The organism is Agarivorans sp. 1_MG-2023 (assembly GCF_030548385.1).
Taxonomy (GTDB): Bacteria; Pseudomonadota; Gammaproteobacteria; order Enterobacterales; family Celerinatantimonadaceae; genus Agarivorans.
This window is the reverse complement of sequence record NZ_JAUOSJ010000004.1, coordinates 78,185-97,732: the sequence shown is the minus strand read 5'-3', so window position 1 is coordinate 97,732 and position 19,548 is coordinate 78,185. Positions and strand designations below refer to the sequence as shown.

Here is a 19,548-nt window from a genome sequence, read left to right as displayed (position 1 = left end):
TAGGTTCAATGTTGCTGATAAGACTATTTGCTGTTGCCTTTCTTTTTAGTTATTCGGCCCTTGCCGAAGACTTGCGTTTGGTTTATCCACATTTTCCGCCGTATACCAAACAGCAACAGCCTTTGGCGGCGGGTAATTTTCTTGTAGAGAAAATAATGCAGCAATTGCAGCAGGGTTACAGCACCAAGCAAGTGCCCAACTACAAGCGCGCCTTAAGTGAAGTGCAATATGGCGAGGCCGACGGCTTCTTCTTTGCCTCGCAAAACAGCCAGCGAGATAGCGTAGCGGTGTTCTCAAAATCTGTTTTATACAATAACTGGAGCTGGTTTTTCCGTTACGACCGTTACCTAGACCCTTATTCGAGCGAGTTTAAAAGCGATGCAAAAGTCGCCTCTATAGAAGGTACAAACACCTTACGATGGCTAAATACCCACCACTACCATGTGGTAGGCAAACAAAGCAACGTGGCTAAACTGGCCATTATGCTGTTTGATTTAGAGCGGATAGATGCTGCCTTTATGTCGGCCGACGTATTCAAAAGTAGCGAAGTGCATCCCAACCTTGTGAGGGGGGAATACATTGAAGTAGTGCAACGTTCGGCCCCCTTTGGTATTTACATCTCTAAAGCTTATCTAGAGCAACACCCTGGCTTTATGCAGCGCTTAAATAGTGCCATTAATGTGGTACAAAAAACCTACCTCGATAGCTCTTACACCTTACCAGGCCTAATTCGAGAACCTTAACCCGCAAACCCCTTCATCAATTCACCTTTGCCCGCCAAAAAATCGATGCGCCGACACCATTGTCACCAATAGATGGCATTATGAAATTTCACATTTCGCCAATGTTATGACCCAATCGTTGAAATATCCTAAAAAAGATTCATTTAAAACGCGAGATAGCGCACGAAAAGTAAATAGCTGAAAAAAGACCGCATTTTTCATAATTGAGGGAAAGGCCGCTAGGGCTAACAATAAGCTCACAGATGGAGATTGATTCTCCAATGAAACCGAATTCTTTTTAGGAGTAGTTCCAATGGCTCAATATTTTGACCAGTTTGAAAAAATCGCTTATGAAGGACCAGAGTCCACTAACCCACTAGCATTTCGTCATTACGATGCTAAAAAAGTGATCCTGGGTAAAACCATGGAAGAGCACTTACGTTTTGGTGCATGTTACTGGCATAACTTCTGCTGGGACGGTTTTGATATCTTTGGTGCTGGCACCTTTGACCGCCCTTGGCAAAAACCAGGTAACGCACTTGAAATGGCGAAAATGAAAGCCGATGTTGCTTTCGATTTCTTCTCAAAAGTTGGCACGCCTTTCTACTCATTCCACGATGTTGACGTAGCGCCGCAAGGTAACTCTATTAAAGAGTACTCAGAAAACATGAAGGTGATGATGGACGTTCTTGCTCAGAAGCAAGACGAAACCGGCATGAAGCTTTTATGGGGCACAGCCAACGCATTCTCAAACGCACGTTACATGTCTGGCGCTGGCTCTAACCCTAACCCAGAAGTATTTGCTTACGCTGCAAGCCAAATCTTCACCGCAATGAACGCAACTAAAATGCTAGGTGGTGAAAACTACGTATTGTGGGGCGGCCGTGAAGGTTACGAAACACTACTTAATACTGATTTACGCCAAGAGCGCGAGCAGTTAGGTCGCTTGTTCCAAATGGTAGTAGAGCACAAACACAAAATTGGCTTCACTGGCACAATCTTAATTGAGCCTAAGCCAGCTGAGCCTACTAAGCACCAATACGATTACGACACAGCCACTGTTTACGGCTTCTTGAAGCAATTTGGTCTAGAAGACGAAGTGAAAGTAAACATTGAAGTTAACCACGCTACTTTAGCCGGTCACTCCTTCCATCACGAAATTGCTACTGCAATCTCACTAGGCCTATTTGGCTCTATTGACGCCAACCGTGGTGACGCACAACTAGGTTGGGATACAGACCAATTCCCTAACAGTGTTGAAGAGTGGACGCCGGTAATGTATGACATCTTGCGTTCTGGTGGTTTCACTACTGGTGGTTTGATGTTTGATACTAAATTACGTCGTCAAAGTATTGATCCAGCTGACTTCTTCCACGGCCACATTGGCGGCATGGACACTTGTGCATTAGCACTTGAGAAAGCAGCAAGCTTGTTAGAAAGCCAAGACATCAGCAGCGTAGTTGCTGAGCGTTACGCTGGCTGGAGCGGTGATTTAGGTAAAGCAATCATGACTGGCGATTACAGCCTAGAGTCTTTAGCCACTCAAGCAATTACAGACAATATTGACCCTAAACATGTATCTGGTCGCCAAGAAGAACTAGAAAATATTGTTAACAAACATATTTTCAGTAAGTAAAACATAGTATTTTCCTTATAAGTACCAATGTTGCCGACGCTTAGCGTCGGCTTTTTTGTGGCTGTTATTCACTGGATAATCCAGCACCATTAACCACACTGACATCCAATGCTAAAGGATTAATGCCATCTAAACAGCCGGCATTAACCCGAGTTAATTCTGGTGCGGTACGTGGATTGTGGAAGGTATAAATACCACAGTGTTTGCAAAAATAGTGGTTCGCTACCTTGGTATTCCATTTATAGAGCGTTAAGTCTTGTTCGCCCTGTAATAAACGAAAGCTATCATCCTCTGCAGTTACCATCACAATGCCTTTACGTTGGCATAAACTACAGTTGCAGCGCACGGCAGAGTCTAAATTTGTGCTTAGGCTAAATTTCACAGCGCCGCAGTGACAACTTCCTTGATATTGTTTACTCATTGTATTCACCTTAAGTAAGTTTGTTGCTAATAAAGTACTGCTAAAGGTGATTATAGCTAGCGAGCAATAGGCATTTGCACTACCATTAATAACAATTAACTCACTACGGAGTAGGACATGGATCGTTCACTCAGCGCCAAGCTCAGCGTTTGCTTGTTTTTAGCCAGCGCTAATGAGGGGCTTGCCCAGCAACAGCCACCACAACTTATTTTAGCCACAGACTACCAACAAGGCTTAGATCTGCAGCGCTATTGGGTATGTGAGAAATATGATGGAGTACGAGCCTACTGGGATGGGAAGCAGTTACTCACTCGCAATGGCCATGTTATTGGGCTCCCAGCATCCATTGCACAACAACTGCCGAATGTAGCTGTAGACGGCGAACTCTGGTTGGGTCGAGGGCAGTTTAGCGCCTTGGTAAGCTTAGTTAAGCAGAAAAACTCTCATGTAGAACAATGGCAAGATGTGCGCTTTGTGGTGTTCGATTTACCAAATTACCCCGGCCCTTACCAACAGCGTTACCGCCAGTTACAAACCTTAAGTAGCACCAGCGCCTTTATGACAGTGCCCAGTTATCGCGCTTACCCAGGGCGACCAAAGCTGGAACAAGAGCTAGCAAAAATTAGCGCCGAAGGTGGCGAAGGATTAATGCTGCGCGACCCCGAATCTATGTATATACCCAGCCGTAGCAACGCCTTAATTAAGTATAAAAGCTATCAAGATGCTGAAGCCGAAGTCGTGGCTTATAGTGGCGGGAAAGGCAAGTACAGTGGTAAATTGGGCGCGTTAGTAGTGCAGGATCAACAAGGTAGAAGATTTAAAATAGGCAGTGGTTTAAGCGACCAGTTACGCTCAAATCCACCTCCTATTGGCAGCTTAGTAGAGTATCGTTACAACGGCTTAACTGAACACGGCAAACCCCGCTTTGCCCGCTTTGTACGAGTACATCAAACCTTATAAGCTTTACTTTAAATGTTTGTTGCGCTCTACATCTACCAAGTAATCGCCCTCTAACCAGTTGCGGCCTATTAGCAACTTATAGTGCATTTTACTGCGGTCTCTTAGGTTTACATCTACGGTTTTAGCGCGGCCTTGCCATTCCACAGCTAAGGCAACTTTATAGCGAATTTCTAAGCCTTGAGAGTTACGTACCGCGGCTACGTCGGTAATCAAGGCTTTGCCTTGGTGCTTCTCGCCACCTTCATTCTCGGTGGTAAATTGCAAATACTTGCCAATATTTTTACGCATAAGAGGGCGCACTATCGATTTTTGTTCCGCTTCACTGTAGTCGTCTGGATTAATGTTTTCGCCATCTAATACCGTCATGTTTTCTGCATGCATTGAGGTACTCGCCGCACCCGTATCGATACGCGTTAGAAACATAAGGTTTGCCTCTACAATACGCACATGCTCTGCGGCACCCACGGTTAGCTTTTCAGCCATTGCACTGCTTGTATAAGTGATGACTAATACTACTGCTAACAGTAAATTCTTTAACACTTCACACCTCTTTATTCTGTTAGTTAAGGCAAACAGCCCATTAATCACATAATAACTGCCGCTTCAGGTCGCATACCATAGCACGATTCTCTATAATTTGAGTTAGGCTCAAGGATGAAGAAACAGATGAAACCGCTGGTAGTTTTCCTATTATTTGTTAGCAGCACACTATGTCATGCTAAAACCGTTGAAATACAAAGCTTTGTTTTTCCGCCTTACATTATGGTTAATGACCAGGGAAAAGCAGAGGGGATCATTGTAGAGCTTATTGAACAAAGTTTTCAGCAGCTCAATGCAGATGCTGACTTTCACATTAGTAACTGGGCCAGAGCATTCGCCAAGGTAAAAAGCCATCAAAGCCAAGGGCTTATTCCCACCATGCGCACTGCAGATAGAGAAGCATTTTTTTATTACCCAGATACTGCCTTTCTACTCTTAGACCAACACCTGATTACCTTAAACGCTTGGCCAACAGACACTTTCTCTGGTGACTTTGCTGAGTTAGATGATTACCGCATTGGTAAAGTGCGCAATGCGCGTATTTCGCCTCCTTTTGACCAAGCTTTAGCCAAACACACTTTCGACGTAGAGAAACACAATAGCGTAGAGGGTTTGGTAAAATCACTGTTACGCGGTCGTTTGGATATGATAGCGACCGATAGCCGCCAAGCATTATTAGTGGCAGCGCAAGAGGGTAAGCCGAACGGTCTAAAACTGATAGAGCCAGCCTTAGGTCAAGTACCGGTATATTTGGCTTTTAGTAAACAACAAGTAGACCAAGAATTTGTGCTGGAGTTTGATAAACAGCTAAAGCAACTGCTAGAGCAAGGAGCCTTAGCTAAATTGGAAGCTAAGTATTTGCAATAAACACTAGCCGAGTACCCGATCCCAGTCTTTCCACACAACCTGATAGCCAGCTTGCTTGACTGCATCGGCCACCACTTCAGGACGACGCTCGTCGCTAATTTCAAACTGCTCTAAGGCTTTTTCACTGGTATCTGCATAGCCCCCCGGTTGAGTGCTAGAAAAGGCACTCATGCTAGTAATACCCAATGGGATCGCATGGTTGCGGAAATGCTCAGATTCGCGGGTAGATAAAGACAATTCAACGTCTGGGTTAAACAAGCGATAAGCACAAATCAACTGCACCAATTGTTTGTCGCTCATCACTGATTTAGGCTGAAAGCCACCTTCACATGGACGCAGACGTGGGAAAGAAATAGAAAACTTACTCTTCCAATATTTACGCTCTAAATGCTGCAAATGCGCCGCTACATAGAAACAATCACTGCGCCATTCATCCAAACCAATGAGTGCGCCAATGCCCATTTTACGAATACCTGCATCACCCAGGCGTTCAGGCGTGGCCAAGCGGTAATCAAAATCACGCTTTTTACCCTTAGGGTGAACCTCGGCGTAACGATGGCGATTATAGGTCTCTTGGTAGACCATCACCGCGTCTAAACCTAAGCTGATAAGCTCTTCATATTCATCTTGGTCTAGCGGCTGTACTTCCATCGATACATGCGAGAAACGCGCTTTGATTTTAGGCAATACTTGGCGGAAATACTCCATCCCCACTTTACGCTCAGACTCGCCGGTCACTAGCAAAATATGGTCAAAACCCAGTTGCTTGATGGCATCCAGCTCGGCGTCTAGCTCCAGCATATCTAAGGTAACACGACGAATTTTGTTACCCATCGAGAAGCCACAATAATCACATACATTGCTGCACATATTGCTTAAATAAAGCGGTATATAGAACTGTTGAGTTTTGCCAAAACGTTGCTGCGTTAAACGCATGCTACGTTGGGCCATTTGTTCCAAATAACCCTCTGCCGCAGGGGAAATAAGCGCCTGAAAGTCATCTAAATCCAGCTTATCTTTCGCCAGTGCACGCTCTACATCAGCAATAGTTTTACTGTTAATACTTAAATGAACGGCTGCGCTATCGTATTGGGCTAATTGCTCGGCAAAACTCATTATATTCTCTATTTACAAGGTATCTAAAAAGGCAGTTAAAGGACTAGATGCCTCGGCGTGGCGAAGCTCAGCGCCCAGACCAGCTAGGTAAGCACTGCGTCCCGCGTCTACGGCTTGAGCGAAAGCTTTCGCCATAGCAACGGGGTCTTTGGCCACCGCCATGGCAGTATTCACTAACACGGCATCAGCACCTAACTCCATGGCTAAAGCCGCATCTGAAGGAGCACCAATACCGGCATCAACCACCACTGGCACATTAGCTTGCTCAATAATAATCTCTAAGAAGTCACGACTACGCAGGCCTTTGTTGGTGCCAATAGGCGCACCCAATGGCATTACGGCCGCACAACCCACGTCTTCTAAGCGCTTACACAATACCGGGTCTGCGTGTACATAAGGCAACACTACAAAGCCCTGTTCGACCAGTTTTTCTGCGGCAGCTAGTGTTTCAATAGGATCGGGCATTAAGTACTTAGGATCGGGGTGAATCTCCAACTTAAGCCAATCGGTGCCAAGCGCTTCTCGCGCTAGATTAGCAGCAAAAATCGCTTCTTCTGCATTGCGGGCACCCGAGGTGTTAGGCAGTAAATTCACTCCGGCCTTTATTAAGGGGGCCAGAATATCGTCTTGCTGATCTTGCGCATCTACACGCTTCATCGCCATGGTAACCAATTGGCTGCCACTGGCTTGAATGCTTTGGCTCATCAACTCAGGCGTCGCAAACTTGCCAGTACCGGTGAATAGCCGGCTGGTAAAACTTTTATCTGCAATCTTTAACACAAGGTTTCTCTCTTATCCGCCAGCAATGGCGCGAAATACTCGTACTTTAGCGTGGTCATTTAATAAGGTATTTGCCCATTCGCTACGGGTCACAATATTGCCGTTTAGCACCACTGCAATCCCTTGAGGTTCTTGGTGTTGATGGGCAAGTAGCTGCTCAATGTTAAGCGCTGCGGTGAGCTCGGTAGTTTCGCCGTTAAATTCTATCGTTATCATGATTTGTCTTTTTGATTACTACAAACAGGGCAATTAGCGTCGGCATTTACGCTTAAATGAAACCACTCAAGACTGTGGGCATCAAAGCTGGAAAATCGCCCTACTTGTGCCGATGGAATATCAGTAATTAGCTTAATGGTTTCCAAGGCCTGCAAGCTACCAATGGTACCAACCACAGGTCCCAGTATGCCGGCATTACTGCAATTCAGCTGCTGCTCACTGGCATTTGGGAATAAGCAGTGATAGCAGCCTTGTTCAGCTTTGCGAAAATCAAACACCATCAACTGACCATCAAAGGCAACCGCTGCGCCACTTACCAGCGGTACCTTAGCCTCGACACAGGCTTGATTCACAGCATAACGGGTGGCGATATTATCGCTGCAATCCAGAACCACATCGGCTTGAGCCACTTCCATCGCCAGCAACATAGCGTCCATTTTTCGATTCACGCTGCGAATTTGAATATTTGAATTCAAAGCCTGTAAATGCTGCTTGGCCGATTCAACTTTCGGTTGTTTAATATCACCTTCGCGATATAGCACTTGGCGCTGAAGATTAGAGCTATCGACCTCATCAAAATCAGCCAATACCAATCGACCAACGCCGGCGGCGGCTAAGTACAAGCTAGCAGGTGCACCTAAACCGCCCATACCAATCACCAATACTTGCGCATGTTTAAGCTTTAGCTGCCCAGCCTCACCAAGATCTTTTAATAATAAATGACGGCTATAACGCAAACATTCATCGTCACTTAAGGCTTGGTCACTATGCTGGTATTGGCTCATGGTTTGGCTTACTCGCTAATTGGCTGCTGATTGATTCACAATGGCTTCAAGCTCGGCAACCGCAGCAGCTGGGTCAGCGGCTTCAGTTATGGCTCTTACCACGGCCACACTGCCCACACCACATTGCCAGACTTGTTTAGCGCGAACTAAATCAATACCGCCAATCGCTACCAAGGGATAATCATGCATTAAAGCGGCGTAGCGATTTAACTTCGCCAAACCTTGTGGCTTAGACGGCATGTCCTTGGTAGTAGTAGGGAAAATGTGTCCAAGAGCAATATAACTTGGTTGCAGCTGGCTAGCACGTAGCAATTCAAAATAACCATGGGTACTAATGCCTAAACGTAAACCGGCTGCCGCAATTTGCTGCAAATTGGCCACTTCTAAATCCTCTTGGCCTAAGTGCACGCCATAAGCGCCATGTTTTACCGCAAGCTGCCAATAGTCATTGATAAACAAACGCGCTTGATGCTGATGACCAAGTTCGATAGCACGAATAACATCGGCTTCTACTTCGGCATCGGTTTTATCTTTGATTCTTAACTGCAGGGTTTTAACGCCCATATTAAGCAAGCGCTCTATCCACTCAACACTATCTACCACAGGGTAAACACCCAACTTAGTGGTATCGCAAGGTGTAAAGGGAACCGCTTCCGGCCAAGACTCGCTGAGGCCAAACTGCTGTCCTAGCGATGTTTGCGCCGACTCCACTCGAGGAAAATGCTCACGCAAAGTTGGCCAACCAAGGTGAGCTAAGTTACCTCTGCCCACCACTTGTTTTAAACCTTGATAAACATAAGCTTTGGCTAATACCAAAGCGTCTTCCATAGCAAAGTCATGCGCTAAAGCAGACGCTAAAGCGGAAGCAAGCGTACAGCCAGTACCATGGGTATGTGGCGCATCAATCATCTCGCTCGACAAAACGATTTCTCGTTGACCATCACTAAAGTAATCTAAGGCAATATTTGGCGTTAACGCTAAATGCCCGCCCTTCGCCCATACCGCTTTTACACCCTGTTTCAGTAACTTAGCACAGGCCTGTTTTAAGGCAGTAACGCTGTTTAACTCAATACCACTTAAGCTAGCAAGCTCGGTGGCGTTAGGTGTAAGTACATCGGTTTGCGCCAACAACGCAGGCAAGGCTTGCATTAGATCATCTAAAGCTAGGCTAGCGCCAGAACTAGCCACCAATACCGGATCACACACCACCAAGGGCGGCTCAGCCCAAGTAGCTTTGTAAGTGGCCAGTTTATCGGCCACTACTCTTACCAACTCGGCACTGCCTAACATGCCAATTTTAATCACTTTGGCAGGGTTAGTGGCCGCTAAAGCATCTAACTGCGCAGCTAACAACTCAGGCGATGAGGGCTGAATAGCCGTCACCCCTTCGATGTTTTGCGCAGTAATCGCGGTCACCGCCGTAGCACACTCTATTTGAAAGTCGTGCGCGGTAAGCAAATCAGCTTGTAAGCCTGCTCCCGCACAACTGTCGCTACCCGCGATAGTCCAAATTTGCGGGCGTAAGTTGTCGCTTAAAGGCAACTTAGACTTCATCGCTGGTCTCAGCACGCAGTGGCGAGTGGTAAATCTCGGCACCTTTGTCTCTGAATTCAGCCGATTTCTCTGCCATGCCCTCGGCAACAAAACCTAAGTCAGCTAAAGGTTCGTCGAGCAGCTTAACTTCTAACTCGTTGGCGTAATCGCGCACTTCTTGCGAAATCTTCATTGAGCAGAACTTAGGCCCACACATCGAACAGAAATGCGCGACTTTAGCCGATTCTTGCGGTAAGGCTTCATCGTGGTATGCGCGAGCGGTGTCTGGGTCTAAGGCTAGGTTAAACTGGTCTTCCCATCGGAATTCAAAACGTGCCTTGCTCATGGCGTTATCACGAATTTGCGCGCCAGCATGGCCTTTGGCTAAATCGGCGGCGTGAGCAGCAATTTTGTAGGTAATCATGCCTTGTTTAACGTCTTCTTTGTTTGGTAAACCTAAGTGTTCTTTAGGTGTTACGTAACACAACATGGCACAACCAAACCAACCGATCATCGCGGCACCAATGCCTGATGAGAAGTGGTCATAGCCGGGAGAAATATCGGTAATTAGTGGGCCAAGCGTATAGAACGGTGCTTCATGACACTCTTCTAACTGCTTTTCCATGTTCTCTTTAATCAATTGCATTGGCACATGGCCAGGGCCTTCAATGATCACTTGAACATCGTATTCCCAAGCTACTTTCGTTAGCTCACCTAAGGTTTCTAACTCGGCAAATTGAGCTTCGTCGTTAGCATCGGCAATCGAGCCAGGGCGCATACCGTCACCTAAAGAAAGTGATACATCGTAAGCGGCACAAATTTCACAAATCTCACGGAAGCGCTCATACAAAAAGCTTTCTTTATGATGGGCTAAACACCACTTGGCCATGATCGAGCCACCGCGAGAAACAATGCCAGTAACGCGCTTGGCGGTCATTGGCACGTAACGCAGCAATACACCAGCATGAATGGTGAAGTAATCCACCCCCTGTTCGGCTTGTTCGATTAACGTATCGCGGTACACTTCCCAAGTAAGATCTTCAGCAACGCCGTTCACTTTTTCCAAAGCTTGGTAAATCGGTACGGTACCAATTGGCACTGGTGAGTTACGAATTACCCATTCGCGGGTTTCGTGAATATAACGACCAGTGGATAAATCCATCACGGTATCGGCACCCCAACGGCTCGCCCAAACCAGTTTTTCAACTTCTTCTTCAATTGAAGAGGTCACTGCCGAGTTACCAATATTGGCATTTACTTTAACCAAGAAGTTACGACCAATAATCATTGGCTCGGCTTCAGCGTGGTTAATGTTAGAAGGGATGATCGCGCGGCCACGGGCCACTTCGTCACGTACAAACTCACCGGTGATGTGTTCTGGTAATGACGCTCCAAACGAGTGACCTTTCTGCTGCTCTGCTAGCAAGTCTTCACGAATTTTATCGCGGCCCATGTTTTCACGGATAGCAATGTATTCCATTTCTGGTGTAACAATGCCTTGGCGAGCGTAATGCAGCTGGGTCACTGTTTTACCCAGTTTGGCTTTACGTGGGGTGGGTAAACTTTCAAAACGGATATGTTCTAAACCTTCATCAGCTAAACGCTGCTGAGAGAAGTTAGAACTCAGACCGGTGAGTTCTTCAGTATCGCCACGCTCTTCAATCCAGGCTTTGCGCAATTGTGGCAAGCCTTTATGTACGTCTAATTCAGCGTTCTCATCAGTGTAGATACCAGAGGTATCGTAAACACGTACCGGCTCGTTTGGCTCAAGTTTTGGTTCAGTTTTGGTGCCGCCAACCAAGCTGTCGGCCAAGTTAATTTGGCGCATCGCTACTTGGATATCGTCACGACTTCCCTGAACATAGATTTTTTCTGAATTTGGAAAAGGTTGGCCTTGCAGATTATTAATATATTGTTCTGCTGCAGCTCGAGTTTCGCGTCTTGACATGACTGGCCTCTAAATAAAAAATTTAAGAATGAGGCTTGTCGGATGTAGGAAAAGTAACCCAGTGTTAAACAGTGTCTAAGTACACTTAAAATAACAGAAGGAAGCGGTTACTCATCTTGTTCCCTGCGCAGGCATTATCCTGATCAAGTTATACGGATCCCACACAACAGTAGCAACGCTACAAGTGGTCTCAGCCTTTCGGCACTCCGACAAGAGAGCCGAGTATAGGGCTGAAAAAACCAAACCACAATAGCGATATCAAGAAAGGCAATAACGAAATTCGCTGTTTTGTTAAAAAGCTACTAACAAATAGCTAACACAACATAAGCGGTAATTGATTGAATAACTTAGAAGAAACTCTGTGGGATATTGAGCACGTCGCCTGCCGAGACTTTGTCTTCCAAGCTGACTCTTTGGCGTTGTTCTGGGCTAGCCTTTTCAGCTTGAATGGTAATTTTACTTTTCCCAGCACGCTCGGTAAAACCACCCGCCAGAGTTATTGCACGATTCACGGTTAAACCTGGCTGATAGGGGTAAGCACCAGGGCGAGCAACTTCGCCGTTAATGAAAAATGGCCGGTATTCCACCATGGTTACTTGTACCATTGGGTCCACCAAGTAATCACCCTTCAAGCCATTTTGAATGTGTAATTGCAATTGGTTAACGGTGAGCCCTCGGACTTCAATCTCACCCAGAAAGGGATAACGAATAAAGCCGTCGTTGGCTAAACGCGTTTCCATATTTAGCTCTGGTTCACCATATACGCTCACCCTAAAACTATCTCCCGCTGCTAAGCGGTAATCGTCATTTGCATCGGCTGAGGCAGAAAAACATAGCACGCTGGCTAGCATATAAAGCCAGTTCTGAACGCGTACTATGAGTTTTTGCATGGTATTCCCTTGGCTATAAGCTCAGTCTCAATTTAAGACTCGTTACTTGCTTATCATAAGTAACGGCCTCAAGCGTAGAATCTTTATCTCTCCATAGCTGCCACAGAGAAATTTCTAGCCAGCGACGAAATTGATAACTGACGCCAATTCTACCTTCGTAGATTTTATCTTGGCGAGTAATACCAACATAATCATTGTTGTCGTAAGCCACAGTAAAGTAAGTAGCTAGGCGCTCTTGCCAATAGTGTTCCCAATCCAAATTGATATTGGTATTGTCAATCACATCGCCATCTTGCTCTGGCGCTTTGGCTTGACGCCCACCTTCCAAACTAAAGGTTGAGTAACTACGAGGTGACCAATCGGCCGCTATCGACCAACTCAAATCACTAAAGTCCTCGCGTTCACCTTCTTTAAACTGGCGTTGCTGCCAACCTACTTTAACCCGACCTTTGGTTTTACCTGTTACAGCCCAATCGCCACCAGCGTAGGCAAGTAGGTCGTTAAAATCACGATTAGCGGTATTCGCTTCGGTGGTTTTGTAATCGCTTTGCGCCGCTTTAAGTTCTGCCAGCAAACGGGTGGCCGACGATACTCGGTAAAAGAACCGCGCACTGCCATCAAGCAAATTACGGTCACGATACTGAGTGGTTTCTCGAAAGTTTTGATAATCTAACCGTCGAGCATTTGCCTCAAACTCCAACTGAGCAGTGGCACTTTTTACGCCATACCCGTACAAACCATGTAACCAATGCAAGTTGTATTGCACCGGTTCGTCAATCGCGTTGCCTAAACCAGAGGATATTCCCTCACCACGTTGTTCGTGATTACGACGAAAATCGTAACGTAAATCTGCACGATGTCGCGCCGAAAAATCCCATTGACCATTTAACCGTAAATGATGGTCTACAAAGTTATCTTCTGAGCTATCAAAGTACTCGCCCCATACCAGTCGGTAAGCGGCATAATAAGCACTTTTATCTTGTTCAGAAATGGCAGCAATCGCCGGAGACACAATGGTTCCCCAAGACGATATTTGATCTTTATTACTGTTGGTTAGGTTGCTGTCGTATAAACCCAAAACTTCTACGCTGGGTACAACACCTACTCCGTCTGCACTATACCACTTAGCAGGTTGCATGGCGGCCAAACTTTGACCTGCAATTGCTAGGGTTGGCAGCAAGATGATCCCTATCTTGCGCATCAATAATCCTCCAAAACATATAAGGCTACCTTAGCAAAGGCAGAGGACTAGGCTCAATGCTTTTTGTAAGCCAAGTGCTGAATAAGTGTGAATATGATGGTTCTTGGAGTAATAAGCCTTAAAATTGGATCTGCAAACCGATGCTAAATAATAGCGCCACCACAAAGCTCAGCTTAGCGGTAGCCTGCAGCTGCTGATCGAGAATGTGATGCTGGTAATGAGTAAACACGGTGTTGGCTACCTTTACTAAGGCTAAGCCCGGCAATGCAAATAACCACGCTAAACTGCTAGGCGCCTGCCAAGCCACAAAGACAGCCAGCAACAACAAGGCAGAAAATATCAGCAGCAAATGATAATAACGCGCTCTGGTTTCCCCTAAACGCACGGCTAAAGTCAACTTCCCCGCTTGCTGATCTGGTTTAAAATCTCGTAGGTTATTAATATTGAGCACTGCCGTGGCCAGTAATCCGTTGGCAGTGGCCACCAATACTACCGCAAGATTGATCGATTGAGTGTGTAGGTAATAACAGCCCAATACACCTAATAAACCAAAGAACAGGAATACACTAATGTCACCAAAGCCTCGATAACCGTAGGGCCTTGCCCCCATGGTATAAGCCATTGCCGCCACAATGGCTAAGCCTCCCAAGCTAATAAAGCCTAACCAAGCTTGTAAGTTAGCCCCCAAACTAACGGCTAACAGGGCTAAACCACTGCCTATCGACAGCAACGCCACAACCACAATGGCGCGTAGCATTTGCTGCTTAGTGAGCAAACCCGCTTGAATCGCCCGCTTTGGCCCCACCCGAGAATCATCATCTAGCCCTTTTACGGCATCGCCATAATCATTGGCCAAGTTAGATAGAATTTGCAATAACAAAGCGGTGACCAGTGCCAAGCCAAGCACACCAGCACTAAACTGCTGCTGCGAAAATGCCAGCGCAGAACCTAAAATAATCGACGCACTTGCCAAGGGAAGGGTCCGTAAACGCGCCGCATGAAGCCATGATTTCAAAGTAATATTCAACATTAATATAAGAACTTAGCGTCTATTATTGCTCAGCATCAAGGCTGAGCCAAATCTGACTATGATGTTGTAACAAAAACAGCTACATTGAAACGGTATTCTCGAGCAGGAATAGTTAAGGTGAGACTCACTGCTAGCCAATTTAAGATTGCGATTAACCAGCTTAGGCAAGTGCCTCAGCAGGGTTTTCAGCAGGTTTGCATAAAACTGCCCAAACTCGATTTACTCGCCTGGCTCAATCAGCAACAGCACACCACTCGCGGTTATTGGAAAAACAAACACAAACAGCAAGTTGCGTTTGTGGGCGCCGCCAAATCAATCTTAGATCTTGAGCAACTGCAATCGGTTTGCGATCAACTCGACCCCAGCAATAATCAATTACGCTTTTATGGTGGCATTGCCTTTGCTCGGCAAAGCGCTCAATGGTCAGGCTTCCCGCATCGGCGTTTTATTTTACCGCGCTTCGAAATCCGCTGTGACGGCGAATACACCCGTTTATTTATCAACGCCAATTTTGAACATCAGCCAGAGCTAGAATATCAACGCATCGAAAAAGCATTTCTGGCGTTAAAACCAACTCAGCCTTTGCCTCAGGTGAGTTTAAAAGCGTTAAGCCGCCAAGATCAGCCCAGCCGTACTCAATGGCAAGGTTTAGTCGATCAAGTCACCAGTGAAGAATTCCAACAGCATACCGCTAAGGTAGTGCTTTCGCGGCAAACCAATATTCAGCTCAACGCCGAACTAAACGCCTTTGCCTTATTACAGCAGTGGCAACAAAAAGAACAAAACTGTTATAGCTTCTTATTTCAATTTGATGGCATTAGTAGCTTTTTGGGTTGCAGCCCTGAGCGATTGTATTCACGCGAAGGCAGTCAACTGGTCAGTGAGGCGCTGGCAGGCACTGCACCTCGCGGGATAACCCCCGAACAAGATGCGCAATTAGGCAAGCAGTTGTTAGATGACGCAAAAAATCAGTTAGAAAACCAGTTGGTCGTTGATGACTTAACCCGTCGCCTTAAAGAGTTGAGCTTACACGTGCGAGCGCTAGACCAAATAGAGCTGGTGAAGTTAGATAGAGTTCAGCATTTAAAAAGGCGGATTCAAGCCAGAGTAAGCCCAGCATTAGATGACCGCTCTTTACTGCAAGCACTGCACCCAACCCCAGCCGTCGGCGGTTTGCCTCGTTCATCGGCGGTACAATATATACTTAAAAATGAAGGATATGCTCGCGGCTGGTATGCTGGAGCGGTAGGTTGGTTAAGTGGCGCTCAAAGCGAGTTTTCGGTGGCTATACGCAGCGCTTTAGTCACTCCTCAACATTTAAGTACTTTTGCTGGAGCGGGCATTGTTGCTGGTTCTCAGGCCGAACAGGAATGGCAAGAATTGAATCATAAAATCGCCACGGTATTGCAGCTAGTCGACGAGGATGCTCTGCTTGAATCAGAACATTAATATTGCTTGGGCTCAGTGGTTAATAGAAGACTGCACCCGCCACGGCATTACCCATTTTTGCATCGCGCCAGGCTCACGTTCTACCCCCTTAACTCTCGCGGTGGCTAATCACCCAAAAGCAATAAGCCATTGCCATTTTGATGAGCGCGGCCTCGGATTTTTCGCACTCGGCTTGGCAAAAGCCACGCAACAAACGGTGGTAGTAATAACCACCTCGGGCAGCGCGGTAGGTAATTTGTATCCTGCCGTTATCGAAGCCAAGCAAAGTGAGATCCCCTTGCTGATTTTAAGTGCTGATCGCCCTCATGAGTTACTCTCGGTAGGCGCAAATCAAGCCATTGAACAACAAGGTATATTTGCTCAATATCCAGTTTATCAAGCCCAACTGGCCGAACCAAATCTCAGTAATCTACCGCAAGCGATGCTCACCGAGTTGGGCCATGCGTTGGCGATTCTGCAGCAACACTCTGGGCCAGTGCATTTAAATTGTCCCTATCGTGAACCTTTTTACCCACAACAAGCACAACAAGATCTTCGCCAACATGCAGCAGGTTTGCATACTTGGTTGGCTGGCACTCAACCTTTTTACCAACAGCACCAAAACGTAACCTTGGTGAATCAGCTTCACGACTGGACCGTCCTAACCAACAAACAAAAAGTGCTGGTGGTGATTGGCCAACAGAGCCTTGAGCAAAGCCAAGCCATCATTGCTTGGGCGCAACAACTTGGCTGGCCGATAGCGGCAGACTGTCAAAGCCATTGGCAGCAGAGTCACGCCAAACTAGACCCAACTTCGCAAAAGGTCATTAGCCAAGCAGAATTGCTATTAGCAAATCCACATTTTGCCCAGCAGGTGCAAGCCGAAGTAGTTATTCAATTCGGTGATAAGCTGGTCTCTAAGCGTTTAAACCAGTGGCTAGCGGCATCACCAGCCTTACACTATGTGATTGCAACTCACTCTCAGCGTATCAACCCAAGTCACCACACCCAGCAGCGCTGGCAATGCGCGGCCACAGCTTGGTTAGCAGCTCACCCAGCAAGCGCTAGCAAGCATAATTCAGATTATACGACGCTGTGGAGCACTGCCCAGCAAGCCATTGAACATGATGTAAATACAGTAAAAACCCAATACTCAGAGTTATCGGTTTGTGCGCAAGTATCCGCCTTACAAGCCAGCGACTCGGCCCTATTTATGGGTAACAGCATGATAGTACGAATGTTTGAATTACTGGGGCAACCCTGTAATGCCAAGCATTACTTTGCCAATCGCGGCGCCTCTGGCATTGATGGTTTAGTGGCCACCACCGCCGGAATTACCGAAGGCCTAGGCAAAGCGACAACACTGGTGATTGGCGATACCTCGCTATTACACGACCTAAATTCGCTCGCACTCGCCAGTCGTAGCAAAAGTAGCTTAACCATTGTGCTCTTTAACAACGATGGCGGAGAGATATTCAGATTATTGCCGAACTTAGATGACAGCGTGGTTGAAGCCAAACATCAACAACTGGCTAGCGAGTTTTACCAATTGCCTCACCAAACTAATTTTGCCGCTGCCGCCGCTAGCTTTAATTTGCCCTACACTGAAGTCTGTAATAACCAACAATTTGAGTACGCCTTTCAGCAGGCACAGCGCAATTCTGGGGCAAGTTTAATCGAAGTTAAGTTTGCTCCAAGCGACGCCAGCTCTCGTTATCAGGCATTATTAGCAGAGGTTGCCAGTAAAGATGCACTTTAGTGTTTATGGTCAAAGCCAACATCCTTGCTTGGTGTTTTTACACGGCTTTTTGGGTTGTGGCAGCGATTGGCAAAAAGTGATTACTGAGCTGAGTGAGCACTATTATTGCGTGACCATTGATATCCCCGGCCACGGTATGAGTGCCAACGAACGCTTAAAACCGCGCGCCGCGTTTAAAGACTTTAGCCACCAGTTAAGTGCTTGCCTAAAACGACTCAAAATCTCTCAGTATCAGCTAATTGGCTATAGCTTAGGTGGTCGCTTGGCACTGCACCATGCTTTATTAGCACCAAAAGGTTTGCAATCACTGATTATAGAGTCGGCTCATACTGGCTTAAGCGACGATGATGCGCGACAGCAGCGTTTAGTGCACGACAACCGCTGGGCCGTTCGTTGGTTAAAAGATCCAATTAACCAACTGCTGAGCGATTGGTACCAACAAACGGTATTTGCCAACCTATCTGCGGAACAGCGCCAGCAGTTGATTCAAAAACGGCAACAGCAAGATCGCCAAGGCATCGCCGCCGCATTACGCGCCTGCAGCATCGGTTTACAGGCCGACTTAAGCAAGCAACTGGGACAGTTGAAAATGCCGCTAGATTTTATTGGCGGTAGCCTAGACAATAAGTATCAACTGCTAGCCCGACAGCTACAACAAGATTACCCTCGCCTGCGTTGGCATAGCATCGACAAGGCTGGTCATAATTGCCATTTTGAACAACCGACACTGTTTCTTCAGCAACTATCCAGTGTCTTAAATAACCATAGAGAAGAGAATGACTAAGATTGATAGCACAGCAGTAAGCTGGCAAGACGCCGACAACGGGTATGAAGATATTCGTTACCATAAATCGGCCTGCGGCATCGCCAAAATCACCATTAACCGCCCACAAGTGCGTAATGCCTTTCGCCCTTTAACGGTACAAGAAATGATGCACGCTTTAAATGATGCCCGCATCGACCCAGAAGTAGGGGTGATTATTTTAACGGGTGAAGGCGAATTGGCGTTTTGTTCAGGCGGTGACCAGTCAGTGCGCGGAGATTACGGCGGCTATCAAGACGACCAAGGCACGCACCACCTCAACGTATTAGACTTTCAACGACAAATTCGTACTTGCCCTAAACCTGTGGTTGCCATGGTAGCCGGTTACGCGGTAGGTGGTGGCCATGTACTGCATATGATCTGTGATTTAACCATTGCCGCAGACAACGCCAAGTTTGGTCAAACCGGGCCTAAAGTGGGCTCGTTTGATGGTGGTTGGGGCGCGAGCTACATGGCACGCATTGTAGGCCAAAAGAAAGCCCGTGAAATTTGGTTCTTATGCCGTATGTATGACGCTCAAGAAGCCTTAGATATGGGCCTCGTGAATACCGTTGTACCTTACGCCGAACTAGAAAAAGAAACCGTACAGTGGTGTCGAGAAATGCTACAAAACAGTCCTATGGCGCTGCGTTGCTTAAAAGCGGCCTTAAACGCTGACTGTGATGGGCAAGCCGGGTTACAAGAATTGGCTGGCAATGCCACCATGCTGTTTTATATGACGGAAGAAGGCCAAGAAGGGCGCAACGCCTTTAATGAGAAACGCCCACCAGAATTCAGTAAATTTAAACGTAACCCTTAATAACAAAAGCAATTGTTATTGCGGAAAGTAGCCGAGAAATGATAAGTTTGAAGGGTAACGATTTTTGCTTACCCTTGGTAAAATTTGTGAGGAC

General features: G+C 46.5%; 19 protein-coding genes and 1 riboswitch. Of the genes, 8 read left to right on the top strand and 11 right to left on the bottom strand.

Annotated features, from left to right (window positions below):
• Positions 1-8 precede the first annotated feature (8 nt).
• Together Q4592_RS06850 and xylA are read left to right on the top strand one after the other, a co-directional pair.
• Complete coding sequence (locus Q4592_RS06850) at positions 9-743, top strand: hypothetical protein (RefSeq protein WP_303511458.1); 735 nt, start codon at positions 9-11, stop codon at positions 741-743.
• A 292-nt stretch (positions 744-1,035) separates the two neighbouring features.
• Entirely contained in the window at positions 1,036-2,358 is a 1,323-nt protein-coding gene (gene xylA / locus Q4592_RS06845) for a xylose isomerase (RefSeq protein WP_303511456.1), read from the top strand.
• Between the two features lie 64 nt (positions 2,359-2,422).
• On the opposite strand, the gene Q4592_RS06840 is transcribed toward xylA, so the two are convergent.
• Positions 2,423-2,779: a GFA family protein gene (locus tag Q4592_RS06840; RefSeq protein ID WP_303511455.1), complete on the bottom strand. Its 357-nt coding sequence runs from the start codon at positions 2,777-2,779 to the stop codon at positions 2,423-2,425.
• 117 nt (positions 2,780-2,896) lie between these two features.
• Here Q4592_RS06840 and Q4592_RS06835 point away from each other — a divergent pair, with 117 nt between their 5' ends.
• Positions 2,897-3,739, top strand: a complete 843-nt coding sequence (locus Q4592_RS06835) for a DNA ligase (RefSeq protein ID WP_303511454.1) — start codon at positions 2,897-2,899, stop codon at positions 3,737-3,739.
• A 3-nt stretch (positions 3,740-3,742) separates the two neighbouring features.
• Here Q4592_RS06835 and Q4592_RS06830 read toward each other — a convergent pair whose 3' ends face one another.
• A complete protein-coding gene (locus Q4592_RS06830) occupies positions 3,743-4,279 on the bottom strand; it encodes a RimK/LysX family protein (protein ID WP_303511453.1) in 537 nt (178 codons plus the stop codon).
• A 126-nt stretch (positions 4,280-4,405) separates the two neighbouring features.
• Between Q4592_RS06830 and Q4592_RS06825 the strand changes: the two genes are divergently transcribed.
• Complete coding sequence (locus Q4592_RS06825; RefSeq protein ID WP_303511451.1) at positions 4,406-5,146, top strand: ABC transporter substrate-binding protein; 741 nt, start codon at positions 4,406-4,408, stop codon at positions 5,144-5,146.
• A 3-nt stretch (positions 5,147-5,149) separates the two neighbouring features.
• On the opposite strand, the gene thiH is transcribed toward Q4592_RS06825, so the two are convergent.
• From thiH to Q4592_RS06780, 9 genes are all read right to left on the bottom strand, one after another.
• Entirely contained in the window at positions 5,150-6,262 is a 1,113-nt protein-coding gene (gene thiH, locus Q4592_RS06820) for a 2-iminoacetate synthase ThiH (protein WP_303511450.1), read from the bottom strand.
• Between the two features lie 12 nt (positions 6,263-6,274).
• Positions 6,275-7,042: a thiazole synthase gene (locus Q4592_RS06815; protein ID WP_303511448.1), complete on the bottom strand. Its 768-nt coding sequence runs from the start codon at positions 7,040-7,042 to the stop codon at positions 6,275-6,277.
• A gap of 12 nt (positions 7,043-7,054) precedes the next feature.
• Positions 7,055-7,258 (bottom strand): sulfur carrier protein ThiS, encoded by a 204-nt coding sequence (gene thiS, locus Q4592_RS06810; RefSeq protein WP_303511446.1) that lies wholly within the window; start codon positions 7,256-7,258, stop codon positions 7,055-7,057.
• Complete coding sequence (locus Q4592_RS06805) at positions 7,255-8,043, bottom strand: molybdopterin-synthase adenylyltransferase MoeB (RefSeq protein ID WP_303511444.1); 789 nt, start codon at positions 8,041-8,043, stop codon at positions 7,255-7,257. Before Q4592_RS06805 ends, thiS begins: the two co-directional genes overlap by 4 nt.
• 15 nt (positions 8,044-8,058) lie before the next feature.
• The gene (thiE, locus tag Q4592_RS06800) at positions 8,059-9,597 is read right to left on the bottom strand and encodes a thiamine phosphate synthase (RefSeq protein ID WP_303511442.1); all 1,539 of its coding nucleotides are present in this window, start codon (positions 9,595-9,597) and stop codon (positions 8,059-8,061) included.
• Positions 9,587-11,524 carry a phosphomethylpyrimidine synthase ThiC gene (gene thiC, locus Q4592_RS06795; protein WP_303511440.1) on the bottom strand — a complete coding sequence of 646 codons (1,938 nt, stop codon included), beginning with the start codon at positions 11,522-11,524 and terminating at the stop codon, positions 9,587-9,589. Before thiC ends, thiE begins: the two co-directional genes overlap by 11 nt.
• 103 nt (positions 11,525-11,627) lie before the next feature.
• Positions 11,628-11,743: riboswitch (TPP riboswitch) on the bottom strand.
• A 128-nt stretch (positions 11,744-11,871) separates the two neighbouring features.
• Entirely contained in the window at positions 11,872-12,414 is a 543-nt protein-coding gene (locus Q4592_RS06790; RefSeq protein ID WP_303511438.1) for a polysaccharide biosynthesis/export family protein, read from the bottom strand.
• Between the two features lie 13 nt (positions 12,415-12,427).
• A complete protein-coding gene (locus Q4592_RS06785) occupies positions 12,428-13,615 on the bottom strand; it encodes an outer membrane beta-barrel protein (protein ID WP_137674103.1) in 1,188 nt (395 codons plus the stop codon).
• A 118-nt stretch (positions 13,616-13,733) separates the two neighbouring features.
• Positions 13,734-14,645 (bottom strand): 1,4-dihydroxy-2-naphthoate polyprenyltransferase, encoded by a 912-nt coding sequence (locus Q4592_RS06780; RefSeq protein ID WP_303511435.1) that lies wholly within the window; start codon positions 14,643-14,645, stop codon positions 13,734-13,736.
• A 117-nt stretch (positions 14,646-14,762) separates the two neighbouring features.
• Between Q4592_RS06780 and Q4592_RS06775 the strand changes: the two genes are divergently transcribed.
• The 4 genes from Q4592_RS06775 to menB are packed head-to-tail and all read left to right on the top strand — an operon-like array spanning position 14,763 to position 19,454.
• Positions 14,763-16,094, top strand: coding sequence for an isochorismate synthase MenF (locus Q4592_RS06775; protein WP_303511433.1), 1,332 nt, complete (start codon positions 14,763-14,765; stop codon positions 16,092-16,094).
• Positions 16,078-17,832 (top strand): 2-succinyl-5-enolpyruvyl-6-hydroxy-3-cyclohexene-1-carboxylic-acid synthase, encoded by a 1,755-nt coding sequence (menD, locus tag Q4592_RS06770; RefSeq protein WP_303511432.1) that lies wholly within the window; start codon positions 16,078-16,080, stop codon positions 17,830-17,832. Before Q4592_RS06775 ends, menD begins: the two co-directional genes overlap by 17 nt.
• Complete coding sequence (menH, locus tag Q4592_RS06765) at positions 17,822-18,616, top strand: 2-succinyl-6-hydroxy-2,4-cyclohexadiene-1-carboxylate synthase (protein ID WP_303511430.1); 795 nt, start codon at positions 17,822-17,824, stop codon at positions 18,614-18,616. The genes menD and menH overlap by 11 nt, the downstream gene beginning before the upstream one ends.
• The gene (menB, locus tag Q4592_RS06760; RefSeq protein ID WP_303511428.1) at positions 18,609-19,454 is read left to right on the top strand and encodes a 1,4-dihydroxy-2-naphthoyl-CoA synthase; all 846 of its coding nucleotides are present in this window, start codon (positions 18,609-18,611) and stop codon (positions 19,452-19,454) included. Before menH ends, menB begins: the two co-directional genes overlap by 8 nt.
• The last annotated feature ends 94 nt before the right edge of the window (positions 19,455-19,548 follow it).

Bases quoted from the DNA above. Each gene is read 5' to 3' on its own strand.
- Q4592_RS06850 (WP_303511458.1), top strand. From the start codon at position 9: ATGTTGCTGATAAGACTATTTGCTGTTGCCTTTCTTTTTAGTTATTCG.
- xylA (WP_303511456.1), top strand. From the start codon at position 1,036: ATGGCTCAATATTTTGACCAGTTTGAAAAAATCGCTTATGAAGGACCA.
- Q4592_RS06840 (WP_303511455.1), bottom strand. From the start codon at position 2,779: ATGAGTAAACAATATCAAGGAAGTTGTCACTGCGGCGCTGTGAAATTT.
- Q4592_RS06835 (WP_303511454.1), top strand. From the start codon at position 2,897: ATGGATCGTTCACTCAGCGCCAAGCTCAGCGTTTGCTTGTTTTTAGCC.
- Q4592_RS06825 (WP_303511451.1), top strand. From the start codon at position 4,406: ATGAAACCGCTGGTAGTTTTCCTATTATTTGTTAGCAGCACACTATGT.
- thiH (WP_303511450.1), bottom strand. From the start codon at position 6,262: ATGAGTTTTGCCGAGCAATTAGCCCAATACGATAGCGCAGCCGTTCAT.
- thiS (WP_303511446.1), bottom strand. From the start codon at position 7,258: ATGATAACGATAGAATTTAACGGCGAAACTACCGAGCTCACCGCAGCG.
- Q4592_RS06805 (WP_303511444.1), bottom strand. From the start codon at position 8,043: ATGAGCCAATACCAGCATAGTGACCAAGCCTTAAGTGACGATGAATGT.
- thiE (WP_303511442.1), bottom strand. From the start codon at position 9,597: ATGAAGTCTAAGTTGCCTTTAAGCGACAACTTACGCCCGCAAATTTGG.
- thiC (WP_303511440.1), bottom strand. From the start codon at position 11,524: ATGTCAAGACGCGAAACTCGAGCTGCAGCAGAACAATATATTAATAAT.
- Q4592_RS06790 (WP_303511438.1), bottom strand. From the start codon at position 12,414: ATGCAAAAACTCATAGTACGCGTTCAGAACTGGCTTTATATGCTAGCC.
- Q4592_RS06785 (WP_137674103.1), bottom strand. From the start codon at position 13,615: ATGCGCAAGATAGGGATCATCTTGCTGCCAACCCTAGCAATTGCAGGT.
- Q4592_RS06780 (WP_303511435.1), bottom strand. From the start codon at position 14,645: ATGTTGAATATTACTTTGAAATCATGGCTTCATGCGGCGCGTTTACGG.
- menH (WP_303511430.1), top strand. From the start codon at position 17,822: ATGCACTTTAGTGTTTATGGTCAAAGCCAACATCCTTGCTTGGTGTTT.
- menB (WP_303511428.1), top strand. From the start codon at position 18,609: ATGACTAAGATTGATAGCACAGCAGTAAGCTGGCAAGACGCCGACAAC.